This is a genomic window from Mycobacterium sp. Panama NTM2, from assembly GCF_054355555.1.
Map to the genome: position 1 here is coordinate 4012776 of NZ_CM135953.1, position 20824 is coordinate 4033599.

Annotated in this window: 21 protein-coding genes and 1 pseudogene; 11 read left to right on the forward strand and 11 right to left on the reverse strand. The window is 69.0% G+C overall.

All coding sequences use genetic code 11. The features are described 5' to 3' along the window. Positions 1 to 68 precede the first annotated feature (68 nt). Complete coding sequence (gene dapE / locus ACXYX3_RS19015; protein ID WP_458608615.1) at positions 69 to 1133, reverse strand: succinyl-diaminopimelate desuccinylase; 1065 nt, start codon at positions 1131 to 1133, stop codon at positions 69 to 71. 54 nt (positions 1134 to 1187) lie between these two features. On the opposite strand from dapE, the gene ACXYX3_RS19020 reads away from it, so the two are divergent. Further along, a complete protein-coding gene (locus ACXYX3_RS19020; protein WP_458608616.1) occupies positions 1188 to 1541 on the forward strand; it encodes a YidH family protein in 354 nt (117 codons plus the stop codon). Between the two features lie 10 nt (positions 1542 to 1551). Further along, entirely contained in the window at positions 1552 to 1860 is a 309-nt protein-coding gene (locus ACXYX3_RS19025) for a DUF202 domain-containing protein (RefSeq protein WP_458608617.1), read from the forward strand. A 4-nt stretch (positions 1861 to 1864) separates the two neighbouring features. Here ACXYX3_RS19025 and ACXYX3_RS19030 read toward each other — a convergent pair whose 3' ends face one another. The 3 genes from ACXYX3_RS19030 to ACXYX3_RS19040 form a co-directional block, all read right to left on the reverse strand. Beyond that, a complete protein-coding gene (locus ACXYX3_RS19030; protein ID WP_241206943.1) occupies positions 1865 to 2881 on the reverse strand; it encodes an aminotransferase class IV in 1017 nt (338 codons plus the stop codon). Between the two features lie 34 nt (positions 2882 to 2915). Further along, positions 2916 to 4418 (reverse strand): APC family permease, encoded by a 1503-nt coding sequence (locus ACXYX3_RS19035; RefSeq protein ID WP_458608619.1) that lies wholly within the window; start codon positions 4416 to 4418, stop codon positions 2916 to 2918. Between the two features lie 105 nt (positions 4419 to 4523). After that, entirely contained in the window at positions 4524 to 5423 is a 900-nt protein-coding gene (locus tag ACXYX3_RS19040) for a LysR family transcriptional regulator (protein ID WP_458608620.1), read from the reverse strand. 89 nt (positions 5424 to 5512) lie between these two features. Between ACXYX3_RS19040 and dapD the strand changes: the two genes are divergently transcribed. Continuing rightward, complete coding sequence (gene dapD, locus ACXYX3_RS19045) at positions 5513 to 6496, forward strand: 2,3,4,5-tetrahydropyridine-2,6-dicarboxylate N-succinyltransferase (RefSeq protein ID WP_241206940.1); 984 nt, start codon at positions 5513 to 5515, stop codon at positions 6494 to 6496. A 209-nt stretch (positions 6497 to 6705) separates the two neighbouring features. Next, the gene (locus ACXYX3_RS19050) at positions 6706 to 6981 is read left to right on the forward strand and encodes a DUF6480 family protein (protein WP_241206939.1); all 276 of its coding nucleotides are present in this window, start codon (positions 6706 to 6708) and stop codon (positions 6979 to 6981) included. An 18-nt stretch (positions 6982 to 6999) separates the two neighbouring features. Here ACXYX3_RS19050 and ACXYX3_RS19055 read toward each other — a convergent pair whose 3' ends face one another. Beyond that, positions 7000 to 8175 carry an ROK family transcriptional regulator gene (locus tag ACXYX3_RS19055; RefSeq protein ID WP_241206938.1) on the reverse strand — a complete coding sequence of 392 codons (1176 nt, stop codon included), beginning with the start codon at positions 8173 to 8175 and terminating at the stop codon, positions 7000 to 7002. 50 nt (positions 8176 to 8225) lie between these two features. On the opposite strand from ACXYX3_RS19055, the gene ACXYX3_RS19060 reads away from it, so the two are divergent. After that, positions 8226 to 9404 (forward strand): MFS transporter, encoded by a 1179-nt coding sequence (locus ACXYX3_RS19060; RefSeq protein ID WP_241206937.1) that lies wholly within the window; start codon positions 8226 to 8228, stop codon positions 9402 to 9404. Between the two features lie 2 nt (positions 9405 to 9406). On the opposite strand, the gene ACXYX3_RS19065 is transcribed toward ACXYX3_RS19060, so the two are convergent. Both ACXYX3_RS19065 and ACXYX3_RS19070 read right to left on the reverse strand, forming a co-directional pair. Beyond that, positions 9407 to 9961, reverse strand: a complete 555-nt coding sequence (locus ACXYX3_RS19065) for a M15 family metallopeptidase (protein WP_458608621.1) — start codon at positions 9959 to 9961, stop codon at positions 9407 to 9409. 119 nt (positions 9962 to 10080) lie between these two features. Beyond that, positions 10081 to 11496: an acyl-CoA synthetase gene (locus ACXYX3_RS19070; RefSeq protein WP_458608622.1), complete on the reverse strand. Its 1416-nt coding sequence runs from the start codon at positions 11494 to 11496 to the stop codon at positions 10081 to 10083. Positions 11497 to 11545: 49 nt separating this feature from the next. On the opposite strand from ACXYX3_RS19070, the gene ACXYX3_RS19075 reads away from it, so the two are divergent. Further along, complete coding sequence (locus ACXYX3_RS19075) at positions 11546 to 12082, forward strand: NUDIX domain-containing protein (RefSeq protein WP_241206934.1); 537 nt, start codon at positions 11546 to 11548, stop codon at positions 12080 to 12082. A 160-nt stretch (positions 12083 to 12242) separates the two neighbouring features. Then, positions 12243 to 12737 (forward strand): Rv2253 family sensor-like surface protein, encoded by a 495-nt coding sequence (locus tag ACXYX3_RS19080; RefSeq protein WP_241206933.1) that lies wholly within the window; start codon positions 12243 to 12245, stop codon positions 12735 to 12737. A 3-nt stretch (positions 12738 to 12740) separates the two neighbouring features. Here ACXYX3_RS19080 and ACXYX3_RS19085 read toward each other — a convergent pair whose 3' ends face one another. Next, the gene (locus tag ACXYX3_RS19085; protein ID WP_458608623.1) at positions 12741 to 16154 is read right to left on the reverse strand and encodes a bifunctional proline dehydrogenase/L-glutamate gamma-semialdehyde dehydrogenase; all 3414 of its coding nucleotides are present in this window, start codon (positions 16152 to 16154) and stop codon (positions 12741 to 12743) included. 73 nt (positions 16155 to 16227) lie between these two features. Here ACXYX3_RS19085 and ACXYX3_RS19090 point away from each other — a divergent pair. The 3 genes and pseudogenes from ACXYX3_RS19090 to ACXYX3_RS19100 form a co-directional block, all read left to right on the forward strand. Further along, positions 16228 to 16326: pseudogene (locus ACXYX3_RS19090) on the forward strand (hypothetical protein); the annotation flags it as partial. Positions 16327 to 16411: 85 nt separating this feature from the next. Then, the gene (locus ACXYX3_RS19095; protein WP_458608624.1) at positions 16412 to 17152 is read left to right on the forward strand and encodes a LysR substrate-binding domain-containing protein; all 741 of its coding nucleotides are present in this window, start codon (positions 16412 to 16414) and stop codon (positions 17150 to 17152) included. Positions 17153 to 17293: 141 nt separating this feature from the next. Then, positions 17294 to 17812: a phenolic acid decarboxylase gene (locus tag ACXYX3_RS19100; protein ID WP_241206930.1), complete on the forward strand. Its 519-nt coding sequence runs from the start codon at positions 17294 to 17296 to the stop codon at positions 17810 to 17812. Positions 17813 to 17885: 73 nt separating this feature from the next. Here ACXYX3_RS19100 and dapC read toward each other — a convergent pair whose 3' ends face one another. Further along, positions 17886 to 18995, reverse strand: coding sequence for a succinyldiaminopimelate transaminase (gene dapC, locus ACXYX3_RS19105; protein ID WP_241206929.1), 1110 nt, complete (start codon positions 18993 to 18995; stop codon positions 17886 to 17888). 23 nt (positions 18996 to 19018) lie between these two features. Continuing rightward, positions 19019 to 19342 (reverse strand): ferredoxin, encoded by a 324-nt coding sequence (gene fdxA / locus ACXYX3_RS19110; protein WP_241206928.1) that lies wholly within the window; start codon positions 19340 to 19342, stop codon positions 19019 to 19021. A gap of 302 nt (positions 19343 to 19644) precedes the next feature. Here fdxA and ACXYX3_RS19115 point away from each other — a divergent pair, with 302 nt between their 5' ends. Continuing rightward, positions 19645 to 20193, forward strand: a complete 549-nt coding sequence (locus ACXYX3_RS19115) for a YceI family protein (protein WP_241206927.1) — start codon at positions 19645 to 19647, stop codon at positions 20191 to 20193. Between the two features lie 43 nt (positions 20194 to 20236). Here ACXYX3_RS19115 and ACXYX3_RS19120 read toward each other — a convergent pair whose 3' ends face one another. Further along, positions 20237 to 20653, reverse strand: a complete 417-nt coding sequence (locus ACXYX3_RS19120) for a CsbD family protein (RefSeq protein ID WP_458608625.1) — start codon at positions 20651 to 20653, stop codon at positions 20237 to 20239. Positions 20654 to 20824: the final 171 nt, after the last annotated feature.

The window sequence follows — 20824 nt, forward strand, 5'->3', positions numbered from 1 at the left end:
GAGACAGTGCGGACGAAGGGCACGTGAGTCGTCAGCGCGAGAGCATGGGTCCAGGGTAACCAGACCCGTCAACCGATTAAGTACCGCCGCAACGTCTCGGTGACCGCGCTGATCTGCGCGACGTCGACGTGTTCGTCGACGCGGTGCGCGGTGTTCGGGTCTCCCGGACCGTAATTCACCGCGGGCACTCCCAGCGCGGCGAATCGGGACACGTCGGTCCAGCCGTATTTCGCACGTACCGCTCCCCCGGCGGCCTGCACCAGCGCCGCGGCGGCCGGGCGCGTCAACCCGGGCAGCGCGCCGGCCGCCGAATCGGTCATCTCGATCGCCACGTCCAGTCCGTCGAACACGTCGAGCACGTGGGCGTATGCGGCATCCACGGTGCGGTCGGGGGCGAACCGGAAGTTCACCGTGACCGAGGCGGCGTCGGGGATCACGTTGCCGGCGACACCGCCGTCGATGCGTACCGCCGACAACCCCTCGCGGTACACGCAGCCGTCGATGTCGACGCTGCGGGCCTGGTAGTGCTGCAGCCGGGTCAGGACCGGCGCCAGTTTGTGAATCGCGTTGTCGCCCAACCATGATCGCGCAGAATGTGCGCGGGTTCCGGCCGTCTGGATTACCACCCGCAACGTGCCCTGGCAGCCGGCTTCGATGAGTCCGCCCGACGGCTCACCCAGGATCGCCACGTCGGCGGTCAGCCAGTCCGGCAGTTCGCGTTCAATGCGGCCGAGCCCGTTGGCCGACGCCTCGATCTCCTCGCAGTCGTAGAACACCAGCGTGATGTCGTGTGCGGGTTCGGTGACCGTGGCGGCGAGATGCAGGAACACCGCATCGCCGGACTTCATGTCGGAGGTCCCGCAGCCGTAGAGGAGGTCGCCCTCGCGGCGGCTCGGCACGTTGTCCGCGGCGGGCACGGTGTCGGTGTGCCCGGCCAACAGCACCCGCGACGGCTTCCCGTACTGCGTGCGCGCCAGTACCGCGTCGCCGTGGCGGACGATCTCGAACCCGGTGGTCTGCGCGCGCAGTGCGGCCTCGATCTCGTCGGCGATGCGCGTCTCGTGGCGGGACTCACTGGGGATGTCCACCAGCGCCGCGGTCAACGCGATCGAGTCACCGTGAAGGTCGAGCACGAGACATCAGGTTAGTCGGTTCGCTAGCGTGAGACCGCGCTGGGAAGGAGCTCGATGCCACCATCGGAGCAGGAACCCGACTATCGGTTCACGCTGGCCAACGAACGTACTTTCCTGGCGTGGATCCGCACCGCGTTGGCGCTGATCGCCGGCGGGGTGGCCGTCGTGCAGTTCGCGCCGGCGTTCGGGATCGCCGGGGTGCGACATCTGCTCAGCGTGGTGCTGACCGCGGGCGGCGGCGTACTGGCCGTGCTCGCCGTGCGCCGGTGGCGGGTGGTGCAGGACGCGATGCGCCGCGGCGTCGACCTGCCGCCCACACGCGTTCCCGCGGCGCTGGCCGCCGGCATCGTTGCTGTCACGCTCGGCGTGCTGGTGGTGTTGGTGATCTGGCCCCCGACCGGGCACTGAGGGCGCTGACGTGGCGGAGAAGCCGGGCTTGCAGACCGAGCGGACCCTGCTGTCCTGGGAGCGCAGTTCCCTGGGCCTGATGGTCGGCGGCGCGCTGATGCTGATTCGCCACCACGGCCCGCCGATCGCGGGCGGGCCGTGGCTGGCGACACTGGCCGGACTGTTGGCCATCGCCGTGCTGGTGCTGGGTTACCGGCGGTCGCGCCGCATCCGGACTCCCCACGCCGTCGAGGTGGCGGAGCTGGAAGTCCGGGTGCTCGGCTACGGGACCGCGGTGTTCGCGGTGACCGCTGCGGTGGCGCTGGCCTTCTCGATGTGAGCGGTCAGTACTGGATGGCCTCGATCAGTGGCGACGGCTCGTCCATCAGCGCCCAGAAGCGGTCCCGGATGGCGACGGTCATCGGGCCCGGCTCGCCCGAGCCGATCGGCTCACCGTCGAGGGTGTTGATCGGGGTGACGCCACCTGCGGTGGTGACCGCCATGATCTCGTCGGCCTCGTAGAGCTCGTGGCTGGTGACGTCGCGCAGGCTCGCCTCGATGCCCATCGCGTCGGCGATCTCGAACACGGTCTTGCGGGTGATGCCCGGCAGCGCATTACGTGACGGGGACGCGAGGACGCCGTCTTTGACGATGCACACGTTGAACCCGGGCCCTTCGGCTACGCAGTTGTCGGAGTCCAGCAGGATCGCCGTCCGCGCGCCACGGTCCTTGGCCTCGAAGCTGGCCGCGGTGAGATCGCCCCACTGGTAGTTCTTGATCGTCGGGTCGACGGTGTTGCGGCCTGCGCGGCGCACGTGGCGCGGGACGACGGCGGTGGTGCCGAAGATTTGCTCGTACGGGGGGAACGCCCACAGGTAGGGAATCGCGTAGATGTACACCTGGTGGGTGAGCTTGGTCAGGTCCTTCTCGCCCTTGCGGCGTCCGTAGCCACGGGTGACCGTGAGGTTCACGAACGACTCGCGCAGCTGAGACATGCTCACGCACTTCTTGGTGATCTCGGCGAGTTCGTCTTTGCTCATTCCGGCGTCCAGGCGCAGCTTGCGGGCGCCGTCGAGCAGCCGGTCCAGGTGGTCGCCGAGCCGGAAGATGTTGCCGTGCCAGACATGGGCGACGGTGTAGGTCAGATCGGAGTGCCCGAACCCGGTGTCGAAGATCGAGATTCGCGCGTCCTCGGCGGGAATGAACTCGCCTTCGATCCAGGCCACGCCGCCGGCGTAGGGGCTCGAGGTGTCCAGTTCGTAATCGCTGTACTGGATCACCGAGCCGGGCGGGGTGTCCTCGCGGATGGCACCGGGCTCGACGGCGACCAGGTTGGACGTTCCTGTATCGGTAACAGTCATGGGAGACAATGCCTTTCGGTTCTAGGTATGGCGCTCAGAGGTTGTGGGTCTTGGCGTACGTCGCGCCGGCGTCACCGCGCGCCAGGCGCGACTTCAGCCCGGTGGCCCACCACAGCGCCGCGACGGCGACGATGCCGAGGAACACCCACTTGTTGGTGGTGAACTGCGGGAGGAAGAGCAGGGCGACCGCGACGCCGAGGAACACGACCAACGCCGTGACGTAGAGCGGGAGCCGGAACCGGCCCAGGTCGAAGGTGCCGGGTTCGCCGCGCGGAATGGTGCCGCGCCGGTAGCCGACGATCAGCCCGATGGTCTGCAGGATGTAGACGAAGAAGAACAGCAGCGACGCGATACCGATGATGTAGTTGAACGCCTTCTCGTTGACCAGCGCGGAGAGGAGCAGCAGCGCCGACAGGCAACCCAGCCCGAGCACCGCGTACGTCGGCGCCTTGGACTTGGGCGACACGTGGCGCCACACGTGCGAGAACGGCAGCATGTTGTCGCGGGCCATCGAGTACGTCAGCCGGGTGGCCACCAGGATGTTGGCCAGCAGGCAGGCCAGGATGTTCGTCAATGCCACGGCCACAACGATTTTCGTGACCACCGGGCCGGCCTGCTGGGTGATGATCTCCTCGATCGGTGCGGCCGAATTGGCCTCGACCGCGGCGGCATCCTTGATGGCCAGCACGTACACCACGTACATCAGGAACTCGATGACGATCGAGGTGACGAGCGCATAGAACATGGTCTTGGGCACCACGCGGCGGGCGTTCTTGGTCTCCTCGGCGACGTCGGCCCCGGACTCGACGCCGATCAGGCCGAAGAACGGTCCCAGCGCGGCAGCGAGCCAGGCCAGCATGTAGGAGTCCTTGTCGCCGGACTGCCCACCGGTGAACAGCGTCGAGATCGGCTGGTGGTTCTCCGGTGACGAGAACGCGATGATCGCGATCAGCGCGGTGGCGCCGACGGTGATGACCAGTTCGAGGCTGACGCCGATGTTGTTGACCATCGTCGCGAACCGCACGCCGTAGATGTTGATGAGCACGCAGACGAACACCACGCCGATCGCGAGCAGGATCTGCGCACTCTGGCTCATGCTCCAGCCGAACAGTCCGCCGAGGTAGCCGGACAGGATGAAGCCGACTCCTGTCATGCCGCAGACCCAGCCCAGCAGCGCGATGACGCCGGTGAACCAGGCCAGATTGGGTCCGTTGATCCGGCTGATCCACTGGTAGGAGTAGCCGGCCAGCGGCAGCTTGGCGGTCAGTTCGGCGGCGATGAACGTCCACAGCGCGAACACGGCGCCGGCCAGCAGCAGCGTCCACACGAACGGCGCACCGGCGGTGAAGTAGCCGGCGCCGAAACCGGTGAACACCGCGGTGGTCGCACTGATCGTCGCGAACCCGATGGCGAACGAGGCCAGGGTGCCGACCGAACGGTCCAGCTTCTGGGAGTAGCCGAGCTCGGCGAGCACGGCGTCTTCGTCGTTCGCGGGTGATGCGGATGAATGAGTCGGGCGGATGTCTGCGTCGGTCATGGTCACTCCAGGTCACGCTGGGGGGATGGACACTCCTGGACAGAATTCCGCCATCTCGGCGTCACCGGAAGTTCGATGTTTTGATCTACTCATAAACTCCGGTTATCAATCGGGCTCGGGCTCACCGGTGCTCCACTGCTCGGCCACCAACCGGACGAGGGCGTCGGCTTGAGGCGTCAGGCTGCCCGGGTTCCACGCGAGCGCGGTGTGGCTGGGCGGCCGGTCGCTGATCGGGACGTACGCGATGCCGGGCCGGTCGTAGAACCGGGCGACAGATGAGGTGGTGAAGCTGATCCCGAGCCCGCGCGCGATCGCCGTGGTCTCGGCCTCGTAGGTGGCGGCCACGGCCGCGATGGTCGGCGGCCGGTTACCGCGCACGTCCATCGCCAGCCAGTAATCGCGCCACGTGCCTGCCGTCAACGGAGCGCACACGATCGGATCGTCGAGCAGCTCGATGATCGAGATCTCGGCGCGCCCCGAGAGACGGTGATCCCGAGGCAGACAGGCCACCCACGACTCGGAGTCCAAGATCAGCATGCGGTGCTCGGGCAGGTCGACCGGCGGCCGGATGATCGCCACCTCGGTGGTCCCGTCGGCGAGACCTGCGGTCGGATCGGCGAAGTCGAACTCGATCGGCTCGACCGTGACGTCGGGGTAGGCGGCCTCGAAGTGGCGCACCAGCCGGAAGAGCAGGTCGGCTCCGGTGCCGATGAGGTAGCCGACCCGGAGAACGCCGCGGCGGGTACCGGAGAGCATGACGAGGTTGTCGACGACGGCGTCGACGCCGGCCAGCGCCTGCTGCACCTGGGGCAACCAGGCCGCGCCGAGGTCGGTGAGCGCGACCTCGCGGGTGTTGCGCCGGAACAGCACGACGCCGAAGTGCTGCTCGAGTTGCTTGATCGCGGTGGACAGTGCCGGCTGGGTGATGAACAGCTTCTCGGCGGCGCGGCGATAGTTCAGCTCCTCGCCGAGCACGGCGAAGTAACGCAGTTGGCGCAACGTCACGTCGGTACTCGTGGCACGCCTCCCGTCCGATCGGGGCCCGGGTCGGGACCTGTCACGCGATGCTAGGCCCACCGGTAGCCTGAGGCACCGTGACAACAGGTGCATCAGGTATCGGAGTGGCGACGATCGCGGCCGACGGATCCGTTCTCGACGTGTGGTTCCCGGCACCGGAGCTGTCAGAGGAGGGCGAGACCGGCGGGCAGGAGCGCAGCGACTCGGGGAATGTCTCCGGCACGGTGCGGTTGTCGGTGGCCGAGGTGCCCGCGGAGCTCGCCGAGCTCGCCGTCCCCGACGAGGACCGTGGGGTCGACGTCGTGGTGGTCCGCACCGCGATCGCGTCGCTGGACGACAAGGCCGTCGACGCCTACGACGCCTACCTGCGTCTGCATCTGCTCTCCCACCGGCTGGTGGCGCCGCACGGGCTCAACGCGGACGGGTTCTTCGGCGTGCTGACCAATGTGGCGTGGACCAACTACGGGCCCTGTGCTATCGACGGTTTTGAGACGGTGCGCGCCCGGTTGCGCCGCCGCGGCCCCGTCACCGTCTACGGCGTCGACAAGTTCCCGCGCATGGTCGACTACGTGATGCCGGCCGGGGTGCGCATCGCCGACGCGGACCGGGTGCGCCTGGGTGCACACCTGGCGCCGGGTACGACCGTCATGCACGAGGGCTTCGTGAACTACAACGCCGGCACCCTGGGCAGTTCGATGGTCGAGGGCCGCATCTCAGCCGGTGTCGTCGTCGGCGACGGATCCGATGTCGGGGGTGGCGCGTCGATCATGGGCACGCTCTCCGGCGGTGGCACGCAGGTGATCTCGATCGGTAAGCGGTGCCTGCTGGGCGCCAACGCAGGGCTCGGAATCTCGCTGGGCGACGACTGCGTGATCGAGGCCGGGCTGTACGTCACCGCGGGCACCAAGGTGACGACCTCTGACGGGCAGACGGTCAAGGCGCGTGAGCTCTCCGGGACGAACAATCTGTTGTTCCGCCGCAACTCGGTGACCGGCGCGGTCGAGGTGGTCAAGCGCGACGGTACCGGCATCACGCTGAACGAGGCCCTGCACGCCAACTAGCCCGGCGCGTTTCGGCGAGCGCGCGCGTTTGTACGTCGACACGCCGCGCGAGCCGGTAGTTTGCGCGCGTTCGGCGGTCCCGAACGCGCGCCGGGCGCCCGGGGCAGCCGTGACCGAACTCTGACGAACACCCCTGACGCGGCGGAATCCGTTTGCCGGACCACAGCACGCGGGGATTGACAGGGAAACCTGTCGACAGGAGTACAGCCATGGCGGCGAGTGCCGAGCACCCCACAGCGCTTCCCCCCGACCCGGACCCCAGCGATACCACGGGTCTCTCGCAGGGCGGAAGTGTGCAACCGGGTGACACCCCACCCGATTCGGGCTCACTGTCGGCGTCGGCAAACCAGAACCCGCCGCCGAAACACCGCTTCACACCGGTGGCGATCGCCGGCATGATCGGCGCCGGGATCGTCGTGGTTCTGTTCCTGACCGTCGCCATCGTCTACGGCTTGCAGGTGTTCGGCCTGATGGACCGGTGGTGATCTCCGGCGCGTACCAGGTCAGGCACCCTGCCGTGCCACCCACGCAGCCAGTGCGTCCGGCGACGTCGCACGGTCGAGCCCCGCGATCACGGCACCCTGCAGCGGCCCGTCCGCACCATGCTGCGCATCGCGCACCGGCGGCGGTGACGCCTTCCGGAACGCCATCAGCGCGTCACGGAAGGCGGCGGCGAAATCGTCGCTCGCCTGCGCCCGCAGCAGCGCGGCCACCCCGCCGAGCGTCACGACCTGCGGGTCGTGCAGGTTGACCAACGCACCGATGCCGCGGCCCAGGGAGACCGCCACCTGTCGAAAAGCTCTGCGAGAGAAGTCATCCCGCCGCGCCATCACGTCATGGACGTAGCGGGTCGGGTCGGACGGTTCCGGTTCGCCGAGATGACGCGCGAGTGCCCGACCGTCCACGGTCATATCCCAGCAAGCCATTGCGCCACATGGGCATTCGCGCCCCGGCTCACCGAAGGGGACGTGCCCGTACTCCCCCGCGGCGCCGTGCGCGCCCGCGACCGGTTCACCGCCCACGACCAATGCTCCGCCGATGCCCTGGGCGACCATCAGATGCAGCGCCGTCGTCACACCGCGAGCGGCGCCGGTGCGGGCCTCGGCCAGGCCGGCGAGGGTGGCGTCGTTGCCGAGGAGCACGGGCACCCGCCGCGGGATCTTCGCGGCCAGCACGGCCAAATCGACATCTCGTGAGCCACGGGCGGTGAACTGGACCAACTTGTTCTCGCTCACGGTTCCCGCGACCGAAATCGACAGCGCTGCACAGCGATCGGCGTGACGCCGGTACATCGCGCCGATCGCGCGCGACATCGTCGTCAGCGCGCCGGCGAGGTCATCGCCCGCATAGCCCTCGTGCGCCACGACGGCGAGCCGGCCGTCCACGCCGGCGACGGCCAGCCGCCAGTCGGCGGCTCCCAGTTCAGCCGCCAGGATCAGTGGACCCCCGTCGTGCGCGGCCAGCACCGCGGTAGGTCGGCCCCGGCCCTGCGCTGCCGCGGGGGCCTCGTCGAGCAGGCGGGCCTTGCGCAGCCGCGCCGCCAGCTCGCTGGCACTGCCGCTACCGATGCCGAGTCGGGACGCCGCCGCGGCGCGTGTGATGCCGGGTTCGTCCCGCATCACCGCGAGCAGCTGCGCGGCGGTGTGCCAACGCAACCGTTCGGCATGTGCAGAGACCATGCGCGATACTCCTTTTGAATAAACTCGCCGACTGAGTATATTAGGGACACGTGACTCTGACAGCCGACCAGGCGACGACGCGCGGTGTGCGTGACGCCCTGCCCGCCCTGCTCTCGCTGGCGCTGGCATCGGCGCTGGCGGTCACCACGGAAATGCTGCCCGTGGGGCTGCTGCCCGATCTGGGCGCGGCGTTCGGTGTCTCCGACTCGACCACAGGGCTGCTCGTCGGACTCTATGCCGTGATGGTGGCCATATGCGCCGTACCGCTGACGATCGCCACCTCGCGCTTCGCCCGTAAACCGCTGCTGATGGCCACAGTGGCCGGCTACGTGCTGAGCAACACCGTGGTCGCGCTCGCGCCCACCTTCGCCGTCGTCGCCGCCGGACGCGCGATCGGCGGACTCACCCACGCACTGTTCTTCGCGTTGCTCATCGGCTACTCGCCGCGGTTGGTGTCTCGCGCGCACGTGGGCCGGGCATTGGCGATCGCCGGCAGCGGGGTGTCCGCGGGCCTGGTGCTGGGTGTGCCGCTGCTGACCTCGCTCGGGGCCGCGGCCGGATGGCGCGCCGCGTTCATCACGCTGGCGGTGGCGTCGGTCGCGACGTTCGTGCTCGTCGGCGCCGTCCTCCCCCCGGTGGCCAACAGCCGACCGACCAGCAGGCCCGAGCGCGGACGGCGGGGCATGCTCGTCGCGGTCTCCGCGTCCAACCTCGTCGTCTTCATCGGTCACTTCAGCGCCTACACCTTCATCAGCCTGCTGCTGCTGTCCAGCGGCGTCGGTCCGGCGTTCATCGGCCCGATCCTGCTCGGCTGCGGTGCGTGCGGCCTGCTCGGCCTCTGGTACGCCGGCAAGGGCCTCGATCGCAATCCTCGCCGCACCACGCTGATCCTGCTGCTGGCCACCGTGGCGGCCGTGGCACTGCTGGGCCTGGGTTGGCCCGCGCAGGTCGCGGTGCTGTGCGCGACGGCGCTGTGGTGCGCCGCGTTCGGCGGGGTGCCGTCGGTGTATCAGGCCTGCGCGGTGCGCACGCACGCGGTGTCCCCGGAACGCGCCGGGGCGTGGGTCAACGCCACGGCCAACGTCGGGATCGCGGGCGGATCAGCGCTCGGGGCGATGCTGCTCGACAGGCAGGGGCTGGGTGTGCTGCCCTGGGTCGCGGGCGCACTGATCTTCGGCGGGACGGCCATTGCTGCGTTGTCGCGCAGGGCCTTTCCGGCCCAGCCCTAGGCTCAGCCCGCGGCGTCGGGTCGTAGTGGCGGACAGTTGCCCGCAGCGTCGACCGCCAGTTCGTAGTGCCAGATCTCGTTCGCGTAGATCTGACAGAGCCCGAACTGCTTGCCGTTGGCCATCATCCACTCGTCGGCGGCCGTCGGACCGATGTCGACGGCTTCGCCCAGGACGTGTTTGGACACCTCCGGCGTGGCCACGAATTGCGCGGCGGCCGCCACGCTGCCGTAGTTGCGCACGGCGTCGTCGAACAACCGCTGTTGGAAGCCTTTCGAGCGCCACCCCGAGGTGATCCGGACATCGACACCCGCCGGTTGGGCAGCCCGGGCGGCGTTCTGCACAGCCTGCAGCAACGCCGGATTCATCTGCGAAAGGATCGGATTGGCGGAGTCGAACGGGGACAGCGTGGTGCCGTCGGGCAGCCAGCCGCCGGTGGTGTCGACGGCCGCGGATCCGATCGAGAGCGGTTCGACGGGCGGTGCCGGCGCGGCGGGCTCGGGCGGCGGGGGCAGCACGATGCTGGTCTGGACGAGCATCACCTGCGGCGGGGCTGGCATCGCCTGGGTGGCGTGACCGCAGGCTGCGACAGTGAGCGCGCTGCCGATCGCCGCGAGCGCGCGCGTTCTGCCAGAGGGGCGCGGCGTGTTGCGTACAGACCCGCGCGCTCGCGGGAGCATCAGAACTCCTGGAGCAGGAGCTTTTTCTGCACCTTGCCCATGCCGTTGCGGGGCAGCGCCTCGACGATGCGCACCTCCCGCGGTCGCTTGTGTACCGAGAGTTCCTGTGCGACATACTCGATCAGCTCGTCAGGCGCCGCGTCACCGACAACGAACGCGACGATCCGCTGTCCTAGGTCGGCGTCCGGAGCCCCGACGACCGCGACCTCGTTCACCCCGGCGTGCGCCAGCAACACCGTCTCGATCTCGCCGGCACCGATGCGGAAGCCACCGCTCTTGATCAGGTCGACCGATTCGCGCCCGACGATGCGGTGCATACCGCCCGCATCGATCACCGCGACGTCACCGGTGTGATACCAGCCGTCAGCGCTGAGCACGGCGGCGGTGGCGTCGGGCCGGTTCAGATAACCGTCGAACAGCGTGGGACTCTGCAGGTGCAGGGCGCCGATCGTCTCGCCATCGTGCGGCGCGACCGTGCCGTCCTCGGCGAGCAGCCTCGTCGCCACCCCCTCGAGCGGCAAGCCCACCCAGCCGGGCCTGCGTTCACCGGATGCCAACGTGCTCAACGTGATCAGTGACTCGGTACTGCCGTAACGCTCGACCGGCTGGTGGCCGCTGAGCCCGGCCAACCCGTCGAACACCGGCACCGGCAGCGGCGCGCTTCCCGACACCAGCAGCCGCGCCGGCGCCATGGCCCGAGCGGCATCGCCGTCGTCGACGATGCGCGACCACACCGTGGGCACCCCGAACACCAGCGAGCCACCCTCGGACACGGCCTGCGCATAGTTCGGCGGCGACGGCTTGCCGGTGTGGACGAAGCGATTGCCGATGCGCAACGAACCCAGCAGTCCCAACACCAGACCGTGGACGTGGTACAGCGGCAGGCCGTGCACCAGCGTGTCCTCGGCGGTCCACTGCCAGGCGGCGGCGAGCATGTCGATGTCGGCCGCGATCGCGCGGCGGCTCAGCACCACGCCTTTGGGCGGGCCGGTGGTGCCGGAGGTGTAGATGATCAGCGCCGTCGCGTCCTGGGCGGGCTCGGCGTAGCGGTGCCAGGACCGCGCGTGCAGCCGCACCGGAATGTGCGGCAGCCCCCCGGTGTCCTCAGGGAGCTCGCCCAACCAGGCCAGCGCCCCTGAGTCGGTGAGGATGTGGCGGCGCTCGGCGGCACCCACGTCGGCGGGTACGGGAACGACGGGCACTCCGGCGATCAGCGCGCCGACGACGGCCAGCACGGTGGCGGCGGTCGGCCGGGCCAGCACGGCGACCGTGGCGGCGCCGGCGACCCGCTCGGCCACCGACGTGGCCGCGCCGACCAGGTCGCTGCGGCTCAGCGTCACGCCGTCGATCCGGACCGCGTCGTCGATGTCGGCGCCGGCGGCCACCGCCGCGGGGTTGAGAGAGGCCAGCAGCACGCACTGAGGCTACCCGGCCGGCCTGGGCGCGCTCGGCGATACTGGGGCGATGGATTCGATCCGGGCGCTCGCGTCCCGCCAGATCTATCAGAACAACTGGCTGACCATCCGCGAGGACGACATCCAGCGCCCCGACGGCAGCCACGGCATCTACGCCGTCGTCGACAAGCCCACCTACGCGCTGGTGATCCCGCGAGACGGGCACCGGTTCCACCTCGTCGAACAGTTCCGCTATCCACTGGGGTTGCGGCGCTGGGAGTTTCCCCAAGGCACCGCCCCGGACCGCGCGCACCTCGAACCGGCCGCCCTTGCCGCGCGCGAGCTGCGAGAGGAGACCGGACTGACCGCCGCGACACTGACCGAGCTGGGCCTGCTCGACGTCGCGCCGGGAATGAGCAGCCAGCGCGGCCGGGTGTTCCTCGCCACCGACATCACCGAGGGTGCGCACGACCGTGAGCACGAGGAACAGGACATGCGCAGCGCGTGGTTCGAGCGCGCGGAGATCGAGCAGATGATGCGCGACGGCGTCATCACCGACGCGCAGTCGATGGCCGCGTGGACGTTGATGCTGCTGGCCGGCCATTGACGTCTCAGTGAGGTGCGGGCGCGTGCGAGATCAACCCGTGACGCAACCGTGCCCGTGTCGGCGGGGATGGGTGTCGGTCAGCGGAGATACCGTGCACAGATAACTGGAAGAACACTGTGTGTTCGCAACCCACTGTGTGATCGGAACTACGGCGAGGACCATGTCTGCCAGACGGAGCGCGTGCGCGTCAGCAATGCTCGTCGCGGCCGCGTGCGTTCATCCGACCGCCACGGCGACGGCAGTCCTGCCCGACTGGTCGGGGCGCTACACCGTGATCACGTTCGCGTCGAACAAGCTGGGCACCAGTATCGCCGCCCGCCAGCCCGAGCCCGACTTCCGGGCCCAGTACACGTTCACCACGTCGTGCGCGGGGACGTGCGTGGCGACGGCGACCGACGGTCCGGCCCCCAGCAATCCGACGGTCCCCCAGCCGAGCCGCTACACCTGGGACGGCAAACAGTGGGTGTTCAACTACAACTGGCAGTGGGAGTGCTACCGCGGCGACGACGTCCCCCGCGAATCCGTGCCCGCCCGCTCGCTGGTGTTCTACGCACCGACGTTGGACGGCTCGATGTACGGCAGCTGGCGCACCGAGATCCTCGAAGGTGTCTGCAGGGGCACCGTCATCATGCCGGTTGCCGCCTATCCCGCCTGAGCGCTAGTCGAAGAGACCCTCGACGAGTGCCGTGGGCGAGCCGAACCGGTGCGCGGTGACCGACACCGCTTGTTCGCGCAGGAAGGTGAGCATCTCGATCCGCCCCGCCTCGACCACCGGTTGTGCATACAGAGCTATGTCGGCCCTGCCGTCACTGGCCTCAGCGAACGCCTCACGCGAACCCCCGAGGAGACGGACACGTTCAGGAGTGTTGTCACGCAGGGTCTTTCGCCACGCGTTGGTGTCCTCGACACGACAGGCCACGCCATGGGCGTGCAGCAGCGCGGCGGTCGCCGACTCCAGGGGCACGGGAGTCGAGACGGTGACGTGGCTGCGCGCCAGCACCCCCGCGGCGACGACCCGCAGCAGCGCGACGGTCGAATCACCTTCGGCGCGCACCGTGACGGGCACGGGCCGATAGCGCAGGACGTTCTTCTCCGCCGCGAGACCCGTCACGTCGCGGGTCACCCCGAATTCCTGCTCCCACGCGAGCGCGTCGGAGGCCAGGGATCTCTGCAACAACTCCGTGTCCACTTCGAGTTCACCTGCCGCACTGAGGAAGTCGGCCATCACGGGCGTCAGGGAGGCACCGCGGGTCGCCGGTGTGCTGCGCCAGTCGGTGAGACCGACGAGGTAGTTCGGTCCGCCGGCCTTCGTGCCGGCACCCACCGCCGACTTCTTCCACCCGCCGAAGGGTTGGCGCCGCACGATCGCGCCGACCGTCGATCGATTCACGTAGGCGTTCCCGGCCTCCACGGTGTCGATCCAGCGTTCGATCTCGGCTCGGTCCAGGGAGTGCAACCCGGCAGTCAGGCCGTAATCCACCTCGTTCTGGATCGCGATCGCCTCGTCCAGGTCGGCGGCTTCCATGAGGCCCAGTACGGGTCCGAAGTATTCGGTCAGGTGATACTCGGAGCCCCGGCGGACACCCGTCTTCACGCCGGGCGACCACAGCCGACCGGTGTCGTCCAGCCGGCGCGGTTCGACCAGCCACTTCTCCCCCGGCCCCAGCGTGGTCAAGGCCCGCAACAGCTTTCCGTCAGCGGGCTCGATCACCGGCCCCATCTGTGCGGTCGCGTCCGACGGATAGCCGACCGTCAGCGAGGTCACCGCGTCCATGAGCTGATTGCGCAGGCGTGCGGAGTGCGCGGCCGAACCGACCAGGATCGCCAGCGAAGCGGCCGAGCATTTCTGGCCGGCATGCCCGAACGCCGAAGCGACCAGATCCTTGACAGCCAGGTCGATGTCGGCGTGCGGGGTGATCACCATGGCGTTCTTGCCGCTGGTCTCGGCGAGCAACGGAAGGTCCGGCCGCAGCCTGCGGAACAGGGCCGCCGTGTCGAACGCACCGGTGAGGATCAGGCGCCCGACCCTCGGATCGGAGATCAGCTGCGAGCCGAGGTCACCCTCGTCGACGTGGACGAGCTGGAGCACGTCGCGCGGGACGCCGGCATCCCACAGCGCCTGGACCATCACCGAGCCGCACCGGCGGGCCTGCGTGGCCGGCTTGATGATGACCGCACTCCCCGCCGCCAGTGCCGCCAATGTCGAACCCGCCGGGATCGCGACCGGGAAGTTCCATGGCGGCGTCACGACGGTCAGCCCCACCGGGACAGCGACGGCACCGTCGACGTCGTCGAGGTTCTCGGCGAGGTGGGCATAGTAATTGGCGAAGTCGATGGCCTCGGAGACCTCCGGATCGCCCTGGTCGAGGGTCTTGCCGGTCTCGGCGGCCATCACCTCGAGCAGTTCCGCGCGGGCGGCTTCCAGGGCGCCGGCGGCGCGGCGCAGGATCGCCGCGCGCTGCGCGCCCGAGCGGGCTGACCACGAGTCCCCCGCGGCGACGCCGGCGGCGATCACCGTCTCCAGGCGATCGGCGCCGGTGACCGTGTGCTCCTCCACCAACGCAAGCCCCACCTGCGACCGGGCGATGCGGTCGGTGATGGCCCGGCCCCAGGCCCGGTTGCCTGGCAGCGACGGATCGGTGTCGGCGACGTTGGCGAACTCCGGCCGCACCGAATCGGCCGGGTCGTCGGCGCGTCGGTCCTGACGGCGATTCGGCTGCGGCACATGGGTGTCCAGCGCGGCCAGCGACGCGACGAAGCGATCTCTCTCCCGCTCGTAGAGGGACTGTTCGTCGTGCAGGTCGAACACCGCGGACATGAAGTTGTCCTGGCTCGCCCCCTCTTCGAGCCGTCGCACCAGATAGGCGATCGCCGCGTCGAAGTCTTTCGGATGCACCACGGGCACGTACAGCAGCAGGCCTCCGACGGTGCGGCGCACGGCTTCGGCCTGGGCCTCGGCCATCCCCAGCAGCATCTCGAAGTCGACGCGGTCGCGCACACCGCGGCGACCGGCCAGCACCCACGCGTACGCGATGTCGAACAGGTTGTGGCCGGCCACCCCGATGCGCACATTCGCCGTGCGGTCGGGGTGCAGCGCGTAGTCGAGCACGCGCTTGTAGTTGGTGTCGGTGTCCTGCTTCGTCGGCCACGTCGCCACTGGCCAACCGTGCAGATCGGCTTCCACGTGCTCCATCGGCAGATTGGCGCCCTTGACCAAGCGCACCTTGATGCCGGCGCCGCCGCGCCCTCTGCGAGCAGACGCCCACTCCTGCAGGCGCATCATCGCCGAGAGCGCATCCGGCAGGTACGCCTGCAGCACGATGCCGGCCTCCAGATGGACCAATTCGGGGCGATCCAACAGCCGGGTGAACACCGCGATCGTCATCTCGAGGTCGCGGTACTCCTCCATGTCGAGGTTGATGAACTTCTTGGTCGGCGAGGTGGCCGCGAGCGTGAACAGCGGCAGGAGGCTGCGCTCGACATGGTCGACCGCCTCGTCGAACGCCCATGGCGAATGCGGAGGCACGGTCGCCGAGACCTTGATCGAGACGTAATCGACGTCCGGGCGCGCGAGCAGGCGTTCAGTTCCGTCGAGGCGCCGTTGCGCTTCCCCGCGCCCCAGCACGGCCTCGCCCAGCAGGTTGATGTTGAGCCCCACCCCGCGCTTGCGGATGCGGGCGATGGACGGGCCGAGGCGCCGGTCGGTGGCGTCGACCAAAAGATGTCCGACCATGCCGCGCAACGCCTTTCGCGCGATCGGGATGACCAGACCGGGAATCACCAGCGACAGGGTCGCGCCCAGCGAGATCAGGCGGCGCAGGTGCCACGGCAGGAACCCGGGCGCGGTGCGGGCGAGCTCGCGCAGGTTGGCGGCAGCGACGCGGTGGTCGTCGGGACGGATCACGCGGTCGACGAATCCGACGGTGAAGTCGAGCCCCGCCGGATCGCGAAGAACATCGGCCAGCCGGCGAGCGGCTGCGGTGTCCCGTCGGCCCGCGGCGTCGTCGAGCCACTCGCGGACCAGGGTCTCGACGTCGGTGAGCACGTCAACATCGCGGTCGATCAGTGTCATGTCTTCCATGATCCGCGGCCAAGAACCCTAAAATAAAGCGATGTTTTGTGAAGGAAATACGTAAGTAGACGTGATGGTTCGTCGCCCCGACCTGCTGGACACCCGCCGGTTGCGCCTACTGCGCGAACTCAGCGTGCGCGGCACCATCGCCGGCGTGGCGGAGGCGCTGCACCAGAGTCCGTCGTCGGTGTCGCAGGCTCTGGCCCGACTCGAGCACGACGTCGGGGGTGCCGCTGCTCGAGAAGGTCGGACGCCGCGTGCGACTCACTCCGGCCGCCGAAGTCCTCGTCGAGCACACCGCGGTCATCCTGGACCGGCTCGAACTGGCCGCCAGCGACGTCGCGGCCCGCAGCACCGAGGCATCGGGAACGGTGCGAATCGCGGTGTTCCAGTCCGCCGCATCGGCGTTCATGCCGCAGATGCTCACCGCACTGGCGACGCGTCACCCCAGGCTGCGCGTGACGATGTCGCAGCGGGAACCGGAACAGGCGCTCTACGAGACGTGGATGCGGGAGTTCGACCTGGTGATCGCCGAGGAGTACCCCGGCCACGCCGCCCGCGTGTACCCCGACCTCGACCGCGAACCGCTGACCTCTGATCTGCTGCGCCTCGCCGTGCCCGCGAGCGGCGAGCCGTGGGATCAGGTGCGAACCGTGACCGACGCCGCGCTGCTGCCCTGGACCATGGAGCCCGTCGGCACCGCCTCTCGGCACTGGGCCGAACAGCTGTGCCGCCGAGCAGGGTTCGAGCCCGACGTCCGTTTCGAGACCGACGACCTGGAAGCGCAGATCGCCCTCATCGAAAGCGGCAACGCGGTGGCGATCCTGCCGGACTTGATGCGGGTGCGGCGCCGCCCCGACGTCCGCGTCGTCGACGTCGACGCACGCCGCCGCACCGTCTTCACCGCCACCAGGACCGCACTCAGCCGCACACCCGCGATCCGCGCCTGTCGCGCAGCGCTCGCATCCGTCGCGCCGGCGGAACTCACGTTGCCCTGAGCGCACCTTCTCTCCCGCGAGCAGACACGAACTCGAGCTCTTCGGGGCATGTCGAGCTCGAGGTCGCGTCTGCTCGCGGAGTTTCGCGGCCCTCATCTCGGGGCAATGGGGAGGCGGTCCGCACTCTGGCGAGGAGAGCTCATGACGACGATCGACGACACGACCCCGGTGCAGGATCTGACCGGGATCGTCGGACACCGCTTCATCTACACCTACGCCAACGGCTGGCGCTACGAGATGTACGTGAAGAACGACCACACGATCGACTACCGCATCCATTCCGGGATGGTCGGCGGCCGCTGGGTGAAAGACCAGCAGGTCGATCTCGTGGCGCTCGACGACGACCACTACAAGATCTCGTGGACCGAGCCGACGGGCACATCGGTGGCCGTCAACGTGATCCCCGGCAAGCGCCGACTGCACGGCGTCATTTTCTTCCCGCAATGGGTCGAACAGCACGGCGAACGTACGGTGTGTTTCCAGAACGACCATCTCGACCAGATGGCGGCCTACCGCGATCAGGGCCCGACGTATCCGATCTACGTGGTTCCGGAGTTCGCGACGATCACGCTGTTCGAGTACGTGGGGGCCGACGACGAGACGGTCATCGCGGTCGCGCCCGGGGACCTTCCGCCGGGCTGGGCAGACCGCACCAACTGAGCGCGACCAGACACAGTCTCGAGCTGTTTGCGGCGTGTCGCGCTCGAGTTCGCGTCTGCTCGCGCAAGAGAACTCAGGCCAGCCGGGCCACCGCGGCGGCGATCCGCTCGTCGGTCGCGGTCAGCGCCACGCGCACGTGCCGGGCACCGCGCGGTCCGTAGAACTCGCCGGGAGCCACAAGGATGCCCCGCTCGGCGAGCCAGGCGAGTGTCTCGCGGCCCGGCTCGTCGCGGGTGGCCCACAGGTAGAGGCCGGCCTCCGAGTGGTCGACCGTGAATCCGGCCGCACGCAACGCCGGCAGCAGCAGGTCCCGCCGGCGCTGATACCGCGCCCGCTGCTCTTGCTCGTGTGCGTCGTCGTCCAGCGCGGCCACCATCGCGGATTGCACCGGCGTCGGGACCATCATGCCGGCGTGTTTACGCACCGCGAGCAGTTCGGCGACCACTGCGGCGTCGCCGGCGACGAAGCCGGCGCGGTAGCTCGCCAGCGACGACGTCTTCGACAAGGAGTGCATGGCCAGGAGCCCGGTGTGGTCACCGTCGCAGACATCGGGATGCAGCACCGACAGCGGTTCGGCGTCCCAGGCCAACCCCAGATAGCACTCGTCGGAGGCGATCAGCACTCCGCGCTCGCGTGCCCAGCCGACGACCTTGCGCAGATGCTCGACTCCCAGCACCTTGCCCGTCGGGTTGCTCGGTGAGTTGAGGAACACCAGTGCAGGTACCGCGGGTCCCAGCTGGGTCAGCGAGTCGGCGCGCACGACGGCCGAACCGGCGAGTAGCGCGCCCACCTCGTAGGTGGGATAGGCCAACTCGGGGACGACGACGGTGTCGGCGGCGCCGAGGCCGAGCAGGGTCGGCAACCAGGCGATCACCTCTTTCGTACCGATCACCGGGAGTACCGCCGACGGCGTGAGCCCGGTGACGCCGTACCGCCTGCCGAGCGCGGCGACCGCCGCGTTCCGCAGCGCGGGGGTGCCGGCGGTGGTCGGATAGCCGGGCGCCGCGCCGGCTGCCGCGAGTGCGTCTCGGATCAGCGGCGCGACCGGGTCGACGGGGGTGCCCACCGACAGGTCGACGATGCCGTCCGGATGGGCCCGTGCGGCGGCGGTGACGTCGGCCAGGGTGTCCCACGGGAAGACGGGGAGCGACGCCGACCGGCGACGGGCGGCGAAGTCAGGCACGGGACCGTGTCCCGTCGATGCGGTCAGTCCTCACCCTGCGGGGGCAGGTCCTTGACCGCCTGCGGATCGTTGTCGGTCTGGCCGACCTTCGATGCGCCGCCGGGCGAGCCCAGCTCGCTGAAGAAGTCGGCGTTGATCTGCGTGTAGCTGGCCCACTGGTCCGGCACATCGTCTTCGTAGTAGATGGCCTCGACCGGGCACACCGGCTCGCAGGCGCCGCAGTCGACGCACTCATCGGGGTGGATGTACAGCATCCGGGCGCCCTCGTAGATGCAGTCGACCGGGCATTCCTCGATGCATGCCTTGTCTTTGACGTCGACGCAGGGCTCGGCAATCGTGTACGTCACGAACTTCTCCTAAGTCCTCTCGAACTACCTGTCCGGTGGGCTGTTCCCGGTAGGCGCGCTGGTCGGCGCGACCGGCTCAGCAAGTATCCCTGCCGCTGGATGGCCGCGCGTGTCAGTGTGCCCTAACTCCGCGAATCCCCGGTAGGGGTTCCGCGTGGTTACTGATACTAAACGTCGCAGATACCACGCGCGTCGCACCTCGGGGGAAGACGATCGGGAGTGTCGGGAATGGATTCGGACCGCGGTCCGTTTCAGCCGGTGCCAGCGTCGGATCGTCCGACACACGTCCGGAAGGAATCCTCATGACCAGTTCTGTTGCCACTGCCCTGCCGACCGGCACCTGGGCGATCGACCCCGTCCACTCCTCGGTCAACTTCTCCGTACGCCACCTCGTGGTGAGCAAGGTCCGCGGCGGATTCGACACGTTCAGCGGGACCATCACCGTCGCCGAGGACGGCACGCCGTCCGTGCAGGCCGAGATCGCGGTCGACTCGATCGACACCCGCAACGAGCAACGGGACGCGCACCTGAAGGCCGCCGACTTCTTCGACGTCGAGAACCACCCCGTCGCCACCTTCGCCTCCACCTCGGTGCGTGAAGCCGGCGATCATTACGTGCTCGAGGGAGACTTCACCCTCAAGGGCGTCACCAAGGCGATCTCACTGGAGCTCGAGTTCAACGGGGTGAACCCCGGCATGGGACACGGCGAGGTGGCCGGCTTCGAGGCGTCAGTCGTACTGAACCGCAAGGACTTCGGCATCGACATCGACATGCCGCTGGAGACGGGCGGCGCCGTGGTGGGCGACAAGGTCACGATCACGCTGGAGATCGAAGCACTGAAGCAGGCCTGACGTTCACGGGCCGCATCGCCCTGCGGCGATGCGGCCCGCTTCATCATCGGGTGATGGCTTCCTTGAGCCCGGCCGAAACCGCCTTCGTGGCGACCTTCCGGCCCTTGTGACGCTTACCCGATGCGGTGCTCCGGCGGCGCAGCAGCAGCACCGCGACGACGACGGCACCGACGGCTGCCGCGAGCACGACGCCCGACGTCTGCGGCGCGTTCTCGGCAACGGCGTTCTTCACCTCACCGGCCTTGTCCTGGACGGAATCGACGACCTGCGAGGCCTTTTCGTTGGCCGCCTGCGTGACGTCCTCGGCCTTGTGCTTGACCTCGTCGACCTTCTGCTTCGCTTCGGCCTCGACCCGGTCGGCCGCGCCGTCTGCGCGCAGATCGTCGTTGCCGGTGGCGTCACCGACCGCTTCCTGTGCGCGGCCGGCCATCTCCTGAGCCTTGTCGGACAGCTCTCCCATGATCACTCCTTCGATTTTCCGTTGCTGTCCTTGAGACGGCGGCGAACGCGAGATCCGAACGGCGGGGGCCCGTGATGTCGGACACAACGGGTCATTCGCCAACGAGGCCCCACGTGGCTTCGGTGCCGACATGACCGATGCGGGCCACCTAGGAAGCGAACGCCATGCGCG